Annotated in this window: 10 protein-coding genes; 4 read left to right on the top strand and 6 right to left on the bottom strand. The window is 73.9% G+C overall.

Annotation, left to right across the window (positions count from 1 at the left end; translation table 11 throughout):
• Positions 1-98: 98 nt before the first annotated feature.
• The 4 genes from FGD68_RS07055 to FGD68_RS07040 all read right to left on the bottom strand — a co-directional run bounded on the left by FGD68_RS07055 (position 99) and on the right by FGD68_RS07040 (position 4,504).
• On the bottom strand, positions 99-1,121 hold the full coding sequence (locus FGD68_RS07055; protein WP_119372829.1) for a hypothetical protein: 1,023 nt from the start codon (positions 1,119-1,121) through the stop codon (positions 99-101).
• On the bottom strand, positions 1,118-2,464 hold the full coding sequence (locus FGD68_RS07050) for a sensor histidine kinase (RefSeq protein ID WP_119372828.1): 1,347 nt from the start codon (positions 2,462-2,464) through the stop codon (positions 1,118-1,120). The genes FGD68_RS07055 and FGD68_RS07050 overlap by 4 nt, the downstream gene beginning before the upstream one ends.
• Positions 2,454-3,158, bottom strand: a complete 705-nt coding sequence (locus FGD68_RS07045; protein WP_119372827.1) for a response regulator transcription factor — start codon at positions 3,156-3,158, stop codon at positions 2,454-2,456. Before FGD68_RS07045 ends, FGD68_RS07050 begins: the two co-directional genes overlap by 11 nt.
• 98 nt (positions 3,159-3,256) lie before the next feature.
• Complete coding sequence (locus FGD68_RS07040) at positions 3,257-4,504, bottom strand: class I SAM-dependent RNA methyltransferase (RefSeq protein ID WP_119372826.1); 1,248 nt, start codon at positions 4,502-4,504, stop codon at positions 3,257-3,259.
• A gap of 182 nt (positions 4,505-4,686) precedes the next feature.
• Between FGD68_RS07040 and FGD68_RS07035 the strand changes: the two genes are divergently transcribed.
• Positions 4,687-5,358 (top strand): Maf family protein, encoded by a 672-nt coding sequence (locus FGD68_RS07035; RefSeq protein WP_119372825.1) that lies wholly within the window; start codon positions 4,687-4,689, stop codon positions 5,356-5,358.
• A gap of 22 nt (positions 5,359-5,380) precedes the next feature.
• On the opposite strand, the gene FGD68_RS07030 is transcribed toward FGD68_RS07035, so the two are convergent.
• Positions 5,381-5,908, bottom strand: a complete 528-nt coding sequence (locus FGD68_RS07030) for a hypothetical protein (protein WP_119372824.1) — start codon at positions 5,906-5,908, stop codon at positions 5,381-5,383.
• 122 nt (positions 5,909-6,030) lie between these two features.
• On the opposite strand from FGD68_RS07030, the gene FGD68_RS07025 reads away from it, so the two are divergent.
• Complete coding sequence (locus FGD68_RS07025; RefSeq protein WP_119372823.1) at positions 6,031-7,800, top strand: acetyl/propionyl/methylcrotonyl-CoA carboxylase subunit alpha; 1,770 nt, start codon at positions 6,031-6,033, stop codon at positions 7,798-7,800.
• Positions 7,801-7,880: 80 nt separating this feature from the next.
• Here FGD68_RS07025 and FGD68_RS07020 read toward each other — a convergent pair whose 3' ends face one another.
• Positions 7,881-9,323, bottom strand: a complete 1,443-nt coding sequence (locus tag FGD68_RS07020; RefSeq protein ID WP_043584559.1) for an NAD(P)H-quinone dehydrogenase — start codon at positions 9,321-9,323, stop codon at positions 7,881-7,883.
• Positions 9,324-9,413: 90 nt separating this feature from the next.
• On the opposite strand from FGD68_RS07020, the gene FGD68_RS07015 reads away from it, so the two are divergent.
• Together FGD68_RS07015 and FGD68_RS07010 are read left to right on the top strand one after the other, a co-directional pair.
• Positions 9,414-10,241 carry a purine-nucleoside phosphorylase gene (locus FGD68_RS07015; protein ID WP_119372822.1) on the top strand — a complete coding sequence of 276 codons (828 nt, stop codon included), beginning with the start codon at positions 9,414-9,416 and terminating at the stop codon, positions 10,239-10,241.
• Positions 10,238-11,941, top strand: a complete 1,704-nt coding sequence (locus FGD68_RS07010; protein ID WP_237609957.1) for a phospho-sugar mutase — start codon at positions 10,238-10,240, stop codon at positions 11,939-11,941. Before FGD68_RS07015 ends, FGD68_RS07010 begins: the two co-directional genes overlap by 4 nt.
• Positions 11,942-12,026: the final 85 nt, after the last annotated feature.

Here is a 12,026-nt window from a genome sequence, read left to right as displayed (position 1 = left end):
ATCGGGATGACCGGAGAGGCGCGGGGGCGGACGGTGCAGGCACCGGCCCCCGCGCCTCTCAGCACCACCGGCCGGTCACGCGGGCACGGCCCGCCCGCTCAGGTGCGCGGGCGCGGGATCTCCAGCCACAGGTCGACCTCGTCGTCGAGGTCGTCGCTGCCCAGGAGGCTCGCGCTGCCGTCGCCCGCCACGCTCAGGCCGACGACGGTGATCGCGGTGTCGGACCCCTCGGGCACCGTCCGGGCGATGATCTTGTCCGCCCGGGTGTCCCGCACCGCCGCGGCCAGCCGGTCGAGCACGACGTCGCGCGTGGCGTCGTCGAGGTCGTCGATCCCGCCCTCGTCGAGGAGCGTGACGACCGTGCCGCGGCGCCGGGCGAGCATGACCTGCTCGCGGACGGCGTCGTTGAGGAGCGTGCGGCCGCGGATCTCGTCGCGGATGGCGCCCTCCAGGTAGAGGCACTCCTGGCGCTCCTCCGGGGACAGGTCGCCGCCCGTCTCCACGATGCGGCGGAGCATGGGCACGGCCATCCGGCTCGTCTGGCGGAGCCGGAACTGCCGCTCGTAGAGGTGCGCCTCCTGCGCGGCCTGCCAGTCGGCCGCCTCGCGCTCGGCACGGTGGAACTGCCGGGCGTCGCGCGCGGCCTTGGCGAGGGCGTGCGCGAGGACGTGCGAGACGGCCACCCACAGCGCGCTGCCCGTGACGCCGTATGCGACGAGCCCGGCCGGCCCGCTCCAGAGCACGGTCTGCACCGCCAGGATGACGATGCCCGCCCAGGCGAAGCCCTGCCTGCGGCGGGCGGACGTGATGGTCATCAGGGTGCCGACGGCGGCGATGTGCCAGGTCGTGAAGGGCGGGAGGCCTCCGGGCGAGAGCTGGCTGGTCACCAGGACCGGCACGACCGTCGCCACGGCCAGGTTGAAGGCCGCGAGCCACACGGGCATGACCGTGGGGCTCGTGGGCCACAGGCTCATGAGCGTGGCGACGAGGTAGAGCGCCACGGCGACGAGCGTGACGGCCGGATCCGCGGGGGCCGTGATCGCGACGAGCGCGAGCACCACGTGGTACGCCGAGAAGAGGGCGGCGAGGCCCAGCACGATCGAGCGCGGGACGACGATCACCGGTCGCCCCTCTCGCGATCCGGGCGCTCGGTCGGAGACGCGTCGAGGTCCCCGGGGAGGAGGGGCGCCTCGGGCGCGGCGGCGTCGGCCGGGGCGGGCCAGCGGATCCGCACGGCCGTGCCCTCCCCCGGCGCCGAGTCGATGGTGACGAGCCCGCCGGCCTGCGCCACGCGCTCCTTGATGGACACGCGGAGCCCCAGGCGCTCCGTGGGGATGCGGCGCTGGTCGAAGCCGACGCCGTCGTCGACGACGTCGATCGCCACGCCCTCGTCGCCGTGGCCGGAGATGACGAGCGTCCGGGTGATGGCCTCCGCCGAGGTGCCGGCGTGCTGGAGGCTGTTCATCATCGCCTGCACCGCCGCGGAGTAGATGGCCTCGGCCGTGGCCACCGGGACCGTGCGCGCGCCGAGGTCGCGCGTCTCGAGGACGAACGGCGCGGACAGCGCGGAGGCGGCGTCGACGATGCGCTTCGCGACGGCGCGCAGGGGCACCGAGGCGTCGTCGTCGGTTCCCTGCTCCGCCGCGGCCAGGTGCCCCATCGCGTTCGCGGCCATCGTGGCGGCGAGCGTGCGGGCCGCCGGATCCGCGGTGCGCGCCGCCGAGAGCAGCGTGGTGAGGACGCTGTCGTGCACGATCGCGTCGACCTGCACGCGCTCCACCTCCGTGGCGTGCTGACGCACCGCGTGCGAGTAGCGCGTCAGCGCCGTGCCCTGCGCCCAGTCGACGCCGAGGGCCGCCTGGCGGAGCACCGTGACGATCATGAGGACCGAGCCGCCGAGGATGATCGAGTAGAGCACCTGCAGGAACGCGTCGAGCGGCGTGATGGTCCCGTGGCGGATCACCGCCTCGATGACGCCGAGCCCGAGCGGCACGGCGACCGTGTAGATCACGGCGATCCAGAGGCGGAACGCCATCGCGGCGCACGTGGTCGCGACGGTGAGCTCCTGGTAGAGGAACGGCTGCGGGACGGGCGAGAGCGTGTCGGGCGCGATGGCGAACGGCCACGTGGCGAGCGCGAGGACGAAGACGATCGCGACGGTGGCGTGCGCGGGGACGACGCCCCGCCGGATCACGCCGGCGACGCAGGTCCAGACGAGGCTGCCGAAGAACACCGTGAGGAACGCGATGCTCCACGCCGGGCGCATGGTGTCCAGCTGGCCGGTGATGACCTGCACCGACTGCAGGGCGAAGAGGAGGCCGAACGCGCCGGCGCCGCGGCCGAGGATGGTCTCGATGCGGGCGAGGCTGATGGGGTTGTCGGGGGTGCGCGGCGGCGCGCCGGCGAGGGCGCGCGTCGCGGGAGCCGCGGGGTGCGGCGCGCTGGCCGGAGGCCTAGCGGGCATCGCCGCCGTCCTGGTCCAGTCCGGGGAGGATGCCGTCCTCCACGGCGCGTCGCAGGAGGTCCACCTTGGTGGGGGCGGGGCGGCCGACCTCGACGTACTTCACGCGGATCCGGTCGAGGTACTCGCGCGCCGTGCTGTTCGCGATGCCCAGCTGCTGCGCCACCAGCTTGAGCGGCAGGCCGGACGCGTACAGGTGCAGCACGTCGCGCTCGCGCCGGCCGAGCTGCGCCTTCGCGAAGTCGCGGTCCGCGTCGATGGCTGTCGCCCACTCCAGGTTGTTGAGCACGTCGCCGCGCGCGACGGTGGCGACGGCCGCCATGACGGTCTGCGTGGCCGACGACTTGGGGATCACCCCGGCGGCGCCGGCGGCGAGCGCCTCGCGGACGCTCGCGACGCGGTCGGCGATGCTGTGGACGAGAACCGCGGCACCCGTGCCCTGCGCGGCCTTGACGTTGTCGGTGACGGAGGAGCCGTCCCCCAGCGAGAGGTCGAGCACGACCACGTCGCACTCCCGGCCGACCAGGCCCTCGACGAGCTCGCGGGCGTTCGCGGCCGCGAGGATGAACTCGAACCCGGCGTCGAGGCACGCGGCCTTGAGGCCGAGGCGCACCGACTCGTGGTCGTCGACGACGGCGACGCGGACGGGTGGACGGCCTCCGGTCACCTGGTCGGATCCCTGCGTGGTCTCGGTCATGCGGATCCCCCTCGTCGCGTGGTGCCGTCGAGCTCCGACGGTCGCCTCGCCCACTGTATCGCCCGCCCGCCGCGTCCTCTCGGCGGCGGATGCCCCGGTCAGGAGGCCGCGGGCACCAGCACGGCCACGCTCTCGACGTGGTGGGTGTGCGGGAAGAGGTCGAACGAGCGCACCGAGCGGAGCTCGTAGCCGCGCTCCGCGAACAGCGCCACGTCGCGGGCCAGCGCGACGGGATCGCACGCCACGTAGACGACCTGCGCCGGGCGCAGCTCGGCGAGCGCGTCGACGACGGGCTTCTTCGCGCCCGCGCGCGGCGGGTCGAGCACGACGGTCGCCGCCTGCAGGCGACGACGCTCGGCGGGGCTCGCCTCGCGGACGAGATTCTGCAGGTAGCGGTCGACGCGCGCCGTGAGCGACGCGGCCCCCACCCACTCCGCCAGGTTGTCGCCGGCGAACTCGGTCGCGACCTCGTCGCTCTCCACGCTCGTGATCCGCACGGTGTCGCCGAAGCGGTCGCCCATGGCCGCGGCCAGGAGTCCGACCCCGCCGTAGAGGTCGAGGTTCGCGGCGCGCGGGTCGAAGAGGGCCTCGTCGATGGAGGACTGGACGGCGTCGTACAGCGTCTCGGCGGCACGGCGGTGCACCTGCCAGAAGCCGCCGGCCTCCAGCTTGAACTCGCGGTCGTGGACGCGCTCGGTGATGGTGTCGCGGCGCTGCGGCTTGCCGTCGATGAGCAGCATGCGCACGTGGCCGTCAGAGGGGGCGACGAGATCGATGCCCTCGACGCCGGGGAAGCGCTGCCCGAAGGGCGCCGCGCCGTTGACGCCGGCGGTGGCGAGCGGGAGCGTCTCGACGGGGATCACCCGGTGCGAGCGCGAGGCGTACGGGCCGACCAGGCCGTCGTCGGCCACGTGCAGGCTGACGCGCGTGCGCCAGCCGAGGCCGTCGGACTCGTCGTCGCCGGGGAGCGCCTGCACCTCGACGTCCATGTCGACGTGCGCCATCCGGGACAGCGAGTCGACCACGACCTGCCTCTTGAGCTCGCGCTGGTGGGCGAGGTGGATGTGGCCGAGCTCGGCGCCGCCGACGCGGTCCTCCGGGGCGCGGTCGACGGATGCTTCGGCCCAGACGTGCGGGCGGCGGTGCGGCGACGCGTCGAGCACCTCGACCGTGTCGGCGCGCCAGAACGACTTCTTCGAGTCCTCGGTGATGCGCGCCCGCACTCGCTCGCCGGGGATCGCGTCGGAGACGAAGATCACCCGGCCGTCGTGCCTGGCCACGGAGACCCCTCCGTGCGCCATGTTCGTCACGTCCACCTCGACCTCGCGGCCCACCTGCTCACCCATCCCGCAACCCTGACACACGCGGGAGCGGCACGGACACACACGCGACAGCGGACCGCGACACACGCGGGAGCGGCACGGACACACACGCGACAGCGGACCGCGCCCCTGACACACGCGGGAGCGGCACGGACACACACGCGACAGCGGACCGCGACCCGCCGGACGCGTGCCACCATGTCGGCGTGACCACGCGCCTCCACCTCGCCTCCACGTCCCCCGCCCGCCTGGCCCTGCTGCGCTCCGCCGGCATCGAGCCCGTCGTGCTGCCCTCCGACGTCGACGAGCCCGCCGCGGTCGCGGCCGCCGAGGCGCGCCAGGGTCCGCTCGGCCCCGAGGACATGGTGCAGCTGCTCGCGCGCGCCAAGGCCGAGGCGGTCGTCGGGCAGCTCGTCGCGGGTGCGCCGATCACGGGCCTCGTGCTCGGCGGCGACTCGGCCTTCGAGACCGACGGCGTCGTGCACGGCAAGCCGCACACGGTCGAGCGCGCCACCGAGCGCTGGCGGGCGCAGCGCGGCCGGGAGGGGCGGCTGCACTCCGGGCACTGGCTGATCGAGGTGGCCGACGGCCGCATCGTGCGCGGCATCGGGCGCGCGGCCGTCGCGGACGTCCGCTTCCGCGCCGACATCACCGACGCGGAGATCGACGCCTACGTCGCGACGGGCGAGCCGCTGCTCGTCGCCGGGTCGTTCACCATCGACAGCCTGGGCGCCGCCTTCATCGAGCGGATCCAGGGCGACCCGAGCACGGTCGTCGGCCTCTCGCTGCCCACCCTCCGCGGGCTCGTCCGGGAGCTCGGCGCGGAGTGGACGGACCTCTGGAACCGTCAGGGCGCCGTGGAGGCGCGGCTCGTCTGACCGGCGAGCCCGCCGGCGGGCGTCAGCCCATCCCGAGGACCTCGATGCGGTCGGCGAGGTAGGCCGCCAGGGGTCGCGTCTCGTGCGCGGCCGGCCCCCACTGCACGCGGAGCTCGCGGCCGCGCAGGGACAGGGGCCCGGATCCGCGAGCGAGCGACGCCGCGTCGAGCGCGATCGGCTCCCAGTCGTAGTCGACCGCGTCGCCCTCCTCGAAGGCGCGGACGGCCTGGCGCCTCGCCTCCTTGCGCGCCTCGACCCCCGAGTCCAGGCCCTGGGAGCGCGTGGGCTCCACCGCGCGGGTGATGCTGCCGGTGCGACGCAGGGACCCGTCGTCCGAGAGCAGCAGGACGCCGAGCCGCCAGGCACGACCCACCGGCACCATGGCCGGCTGCCGCTTGATCGGCCCGAACGAGCGCTTGGCGCGCACCTCGGCGAGCGCCTCGTCGGGCGCGCGGCGGGCCTGCAGCTCGCCGACCGTCCCCCGCAGCAGCTCCCGGAGGTCGGCCGCGGCCGCTCGCGCGTCGTCGTCGCCGGTGCCGGATGCGGTCATGCGTCGATCATGCCAGGGGCGCGACGCGACCGGCCGGTTGTGGGCGCGCCTACCCGGCAGCCCCTCATGTTTGTGCGGACCCTCCGAAGCCGCGCGCATCCCAGACCCTAGGCTGGGGTCTCATGACGCGTGTGAACAAGGTCCTCATCGCCAACCGGGGCGAGATCGCCGTCCGCATCATCCGGGCGGCGAGGGATGCGGGGATCGGCTCGGTCGCCGTCTACGCCGACCAGGACCGCGACGCCCTGCACGTCACGCTCGCCGACGAGGCCTACGCCCTCGACGGGCAGTCGAGCGCCGACACCTACCTCGTCATCGCCAAGCTCCTCTCCATCGCCCGCCGCTCCGGCGCCGACGCCGTGCACCCGGGCTACGGGTTCCTCGCCGAGAACGCCGACTTCGCACAGCAGGTCATCGACGCCGGGCTCACGTGGATCGGCCCCTCGCCGAGCGCCATCCAGCAGCTCGGCGACAAGACCACGGCCCGCCACGTGGCCGAGCGTGTGGGCGCACCGCTCGCCCCCGGCACGCTCAACCCGGTGTCCGGCGCCGACGAGGTGCTCGAGTTCGTCGACGTGCACGGCCTCCCCGTCGCCATCAAGGCGGCGTTCGGCGGCGGCGGTCGCGGCCTCAAGGTCGCCCGCACCCGCGAGGAGGTGCCGGAGCTGTTCGAGTCCGCCACCCGCGAGGCCGTCGCGGCGTTCGGTCGCGGCGAGTGCTTCGTCGAGAAGTACCTCGACCGTCCGCGGCACGTCGAGACCCAGTGCCTCGCCGACTCCGCCGGGAACGTCGTCGTGATCTCCACGCGCGACTGCTCGCTGCAGCGCCGCCACCAGAAGCTCGTGGAGGAGGCGCCCGCGCCGTTCCTCACCGACGAGCAGAACGCCCAGCTCTACGCCGCGTCCAAGGCGATCCTCCGCGAGGTCGGCTACGTCGGCGCCGGCACGTGCGAGTTCCTCGTGGCGCAGGACGGCACCATCTCCTTCCTCGAGGTCAACACCCGCCTCCAGGTCGAGCACCCGGTCTCCGAGGAGGTCACGGGCATCGACCTCGTGCGCGAGCAGTTCCGCATCGCCGCGGGCGGCCTCATCGACTACGACGACCCGGAGCCGCGCGGCCACTCGTTCGAGTTCCGCATCAACGGCGAGGACCCGGGCCGCGGCTTCTTCCCCGCGCCCGGTCCCGTGCACGTGTTCCAGGCACCCGGCGGCCCCGGCGTCCGCGTCGACTCCGGCGTGCGCGCGGGCGACGTGATCTCGGGCGCGTTCGACTCGCTGCTCGCCAAGCTCATCGTCACGGGATCCAGCCGCGAGGACGCCCTGGAGCGCTCGCGCCGCGCGCTCGACGAGTTCGAGGTGCAGGGCCTGCCGACCGTGCTCCCCTTCCACCGCGCGATCGTGCGCGACGCGGCCTTCGCCCCGGCGGACGGCGCGCCCTTCTCCGTCTACACGCGCTGGATCGAGACGGACTTCGACAACACCATCGAGCCCTGGTCCGGCGCCCTCGAGGACGCCGCCGAGGCGCCCGCCCGGCACACGGTCGTGGTCGAGGTCGGCGGCAAGCGCATCGAGGTGAGCCTCCCCGAGGACCTCGCGCCCGCGGCCGGCGCGTCCTCGTCCCGACGGGCGGCGGCGGCCCCAGCGCGGCGCAAGCAGGCCGGATCCGTCGACACATCGGGCGGCGGCTCCGTCACCTCGCCCATGCAGGCGACCGTCGTCAAGCTCGCGGTCGAGGAGGGCCAGCAGGTCGTCAAGGGCGACCTCCTCGTCGTCCTCGAGGCGATGAAGATGGAGCAGCCGCTCACGGCGCACACCGCGGGCACCGTCTCCGGGATCGCCGCCGAGGTCGGCCAGACCGTCCCGTCCGGGCACCGCCTGCTCGACATCGTCTGACGCTCGCACCACGCGACGACGGCCGGTCCCCTCGGGGGCCGGCCGTCGTCGCGTGCGGGCCGCGTGAGGCGGCCGGCGGGTCAGAGGACGATGTGCATGGCGCGCGCCGCGTCGGAGATGCTGCCCGAGAGCGACGGGTAGACCGTGAACGCGCGGGCGACGTCGTCCACCGTGAGCCGGTGCTCGACGGCGAGCGCGAGCGGGAAGATCAGCTCGCTCGCCTTGGGCGCCACGATGACGCCGCCGATGACCGTGCCCGAGCCGGTGCGCGCGAACAGCTTCACGAAGCCGTCCTTCACGTTCTGCATCTTCGCGCGGGGGTTGGACGCGAGCGGCAGCTTGTAGATGTCGCCCTGCGCGAGCCCCTCCTCGATCTGCTTCTGCGACCAGCCGACCGTCGCGATCTCCGGCTGCGTGAAGATGTTGGAGGTCACGTTGCGGAGCTCGGTGGGGCTGACCGCGTCGCCCATCGCGTGGTAGACGGCCGTGCGGCCCTGCATCGACGCGACGGAGGCGAGCGGCAGGAACGTGGTGCAGTCGCCCGCCGCGTAGACGCTCGGCACCGAGGTGCGCGCGACGCGGTTGACGCGGATGTGGCCGGAGTCGCTCATCTGCACGCCCGCCTCCTCGAGGCCGATGCCCGCCGTGTTCGGCACGGATCCGACCGCCATGAGGCAGTGGCTGCCCTCGACGACGCGGCCGTCGCTGAGCGTCGCGACCACGCCGTCGCCCTGGCGCACGACCGACTCGGCGCGCGACTTCGAGAGCACGGTCATGCCGTTGCGCGTGAAGACGTCCTCGATCACGCGGGCCGCGTCGGCGTCCTCGCCCGGCAGCACCTGGTCGCGGGAGGAGATGAGCGTGACCTTGGCGCCGAGCGCGGTGTAGGCCGACGCGAACTCCGCGCCCGTGACGCCGGATCCGACGACGATGAGGTGCTCGGGCACGCAGTCCATCGTGTAGAGCTGCGTCCAGGTGAGGATCCGCTCCCCGTCGGGCTTCGCGGTGTCGAGGATGCGGGGGCTCGCGCCCGTGGAGATGACCGTGGTGTCCGCGTCGATCTCGTCGAAGTCGGTGCCCCGGCCGCCCCCGCGGCCGGTGGAGACGATGATGCGGTTCGGCCCGTCGAGCCGGCCCTCGCCCTGCACGATGCGGACGCCGGCGCGGATCAGGCTCGACTTCATGTCCTCGGACTGCTGGCGCGCGAGCCGCAGCAGGCGGTCGTTGACGGCCTGGAGGTTGACCGCGACCTCGGGGCGCACGGGACGACGGGTCGCCTCGCCGCGGGAGAAGAACTGGACGCCGAGGTCGGCGGCCTCGCCGAGCGCGTTGGTGGCCTCCGCGGTGGCGATGAGGGTCTTCGAGGGGACGACGTCGGTCATCACGGCCGAGCCGCCGACGCCCACGCGCTCCACCAGCGTCACCTCCGCGCCGAGCTGCGCTCCGGCGATGGCGGCCTCGTAGCCGCCGGGACCCCCTCCGAGGATCGCGATCCGCTGGTTGGCCTCGAACTCGTATCCCATGCGCACATCATCCCGCAGGCCCGCGGCCCGCGCGAACCCGGCCGTCGTGGCGGCCGGAGCCGCTCGCGCCCGCGCATTTAGGATCGTGGGATGACGTACAGCAACCCCCTCGAGTCGCCCGACGCCGACCCCCAGGAGATCGCGCGGCAGGCGGCCCGGCAGATCGCCGAGCTCACCGGCGTCGAGCGCCACGACATCGCCCTCACGCTCGGCAGCGGATGGGGGAAGGCGGCGGACCTCATCGGCGAGACCACCGCGGCGATCCCCGCGACGGAGGTCGTCGGCTTCTCGAAGCCCGCGCTCGAGGGCCATGTCGGCTCGCTCCGCAGCGTCCTGCTGCCGTCCGGCCGTCGCGCCCTCGTCATCGGCGCGCGCACCCACTACTACGAGGGCCACGGCGTCCGCCGGGTCGTGCACAGCGTGCGCACCGCGGCGGCCACCGGCGCCACCACGATGATCCTCACCAACGGCGCGGGCGGCATCAGAGAGCACTGGACCCCGGGCACGCCCGTCCTCATCAGCGACCACATCAACCTCACCGCCGACTCCCCGCTCGAGGGCGCGACCTTCATCGACCTCACGGACCTCTACTCCGCGCGGCTCCGGGCGATCGCCCACGAGGTCGAGCCCGACCTCGACGAGGGCGTGTACTGCCAGTTCCGCGGCCCGCACTACGAGACGCCGGCCGAGGTGCAGATGGCGAAGGCGATCGGCGGCCACATCGTCGGCATGTCCACCGCGCTCGAGGCCATCGCCGCCCGCGAGGCCGGCATGGAGGTGCTCGGCATGTCGCTCATCACGAACCTCGCGGCCGGGATCCAGAAGACCCCGCTCAGCCACGAGGAGGTCATCGAGGCCGGCCGCGCCGCCGAGGGCCGCATCGGCGGCATGCTGGCGCGCATCGTGGGCGCCCTGTGAGCCGGGAGGAGACCGCGGCGTTGGTCGCGGCCGCGCGCGCCTGGCAGGCGCAGGACCCGGATCCCGTCACCCGCGCAGAGGTCGACGAGCTGCTCGCCCTCGTCGACGGCACCGCCGCCGGGGCCGGCGCGGCCGACCGGGAGCAGGCGGCCGCCGGGATCCGCGACCGCTTCCAGACGCGCCTCCAGTTCGGCACCGCGGGGCTCCGAGGCGAGCTGGGCGCGGGCCCGAACCGCATGAACCGCGTGCTCGTGTCGCAGGCTGCCGCCGGCTTCGCCGACTACCTCCGCAGCCGCAGCCCGCGGCCCAGCATCGTCATCGGCTACGACGGGCGCCACAACTCGCGGGTCTTCGCCGAGGACACCGCGCGGATCATGGCCGGCGCGGGCGTCCGCACGGTGCTGCTCCCCCGGGCCCTGCCCACGCCCGTCCTCGCGTACGCGGTGAAGCACCTCGCCGTGAGCGCGGGCGTCATGGTCACGGCGTCGCACAACCCGGCGCGCGACAACGGCTACAAGGTCTACCTCGGCGACGAGGACCACGGCGCGCAGATCGTCAGCCCGGCCGACCGCGACATCGCGGCCTTCATCCACAAGGCCGCGGGCGAGCGCACCGTGCAGCAGCTGCCGGTGGCGGACGACTACGAGATCGCGCCCGAGACGCTGATCGACTCCTACGTCGAGGAGACCGCCGGCCTGTTCGCCGCCCCGCTCGCCCCGCTGACGTGGGTCTACACGCCGCTGCATGGCGTCGGGTGGGAGACCGCGGCGCGCGTGTTCGACGCGGTCGGAGTCGACGCGCCCGTCGTCGTCGCCGCGCAGGCCGATCCCGACCCCGACTTCCCCACGGTCGACTTCCCGAACCCGGAGGAGCCGGGCGCGCTCGACCTCGCGTTCGAGGCGGCCGTGCGGTCCGACGCCGAGCTCATCATCGCCAACGACCCCGACGCCGACCGGCTCGCGGTCGCCATCGCGGACGAGCACGGCGCCTGGCGGCGCCTCTCGGGGAACGAGGTCGGCATGCTGCTCGGCCTCGGCATCGCCGAGCGCTACGCCGCCGACGGCAACACGGGCACGTTCGCCTCGTCCCTCGTCTCCTCCCCCGCGCTCGAGGTCGTCGCCCGGGAGCTGGGCTTCGGCTACCGCGAGACGCTCACGGGCTTCAAGTGGATCAGCCGCGTGCCGGATCTCATCTACGGCTACGAGGAGGCGCTCGGCTACCTGGTCGCCCCGTGGATCACGAGCGACAAGGACGGCATCTCCGCCGCCGTCGCCGTGCTCCACGGCGTGATGCTGCTGAAGTCGCGCGGGCAGACCATCGACGACTACGACCGCGAGTTCGCCGAGCGGTTCGGCTCATTCGCGAGCGACCAGATCTCCGTGCGCGTCACCGACCTCACCGTCATCCCGCGCATCATGGCGAAGCTCAGGCAGTCGCCGCCGACGTCGATCGGATCCCGTCGCGTCGAGCGCATGGACGACCTCGCCGAGGGGACGGCCGACCTGCCGCCGAGCGACGTGCTCCGCTTCCACCTCGGCGACGGCGCGCGTCTCATCGTGCGTCCGAGCGGCACGGAGCCGAAGATCAAGGTCTACCTCGACGCCCAGAGCACCGAGGGCACCGTGGCCGAGCGCCGCGACGCCGCGCGCGCCGTCGTGGCCGACCTCGCGCAGGCCGTGCCGCTCCTGCTCGAGGTCTGAGACGGGGGATCCGCGGGCCGTCCGACGGTTCGGGGATCTTTGCGCGACGTTCACTGGTAGTGCTGCTATCAGTGCGCTAGCCTCG

The sequence above is a fragment of the Clavibacter californiensis genome (assembly GCF_021952865.1).
Taxonomy (GTDB): domain Bacteria; phylum Actinomycetota; class Actinomycetes; order Actinomycetales; family Microbacteriaceae; genus Clavibacter; species Clavibacter californiensis.
This window is presented reverse-complemented; position numbering and strand designations above follow the sequence as displayed.

Excerpts from the sequence above, each read along its gene's own strand:
- FGD68_RS07050 (WP_119372828.1), bottom strand. The coding sequence starts at position 2,464 with ATGCCCGCTAGGCCTCCGGCCAGCGCGCCGCACCCCGCGGCTCCCGCG.
- FGD68_RS07045 (WP_119372827.1), bottom strand. The coding sequence starts at position 3,158 with ATGACCGAGACCACGCAGGGATCCGACCAGGTGACCGGAGGCCGTCCA.
- FGD68_RS07040 (WP_119372826.1), bottom strand. The coding sequence starts at position 4,504 with ATGGGTGAGCAGGTGGGCCGCGAGGTCGAGGTGGACGTGACGAACATG.
- FGD68_RS07030 (WP_119372824.1), bottom strand. The coding sequence starts at position 5,908 with ATGACCGCATCCGGCACCGGCGACGACGACGCGCGAGCGGCCGCGGCC.
- FGD68_RS07025 (WP_119372823.1), top strand. The coding sequence starts at position 6,031 with ATGACGCGTGTGAACAAGGTCCTCATCGCCAACCGGGGCGAGATCGCC.
- FGD68_RS07020 (WP_043584559.1), bottom strand. The coding sequence starts at position 9,323 with ATGGGATACGAGTTCGAGGCCAACCAGCGGATCGCGATCCTCGGAGGG.
- FGD68_RS07015 (WP_119372822.1), top strand. The coding sequence starts at position 9,414 with ATGACGTACAGCAACCCCCTCGAGTCGCCCGACGCCGACCCCCAGGAG.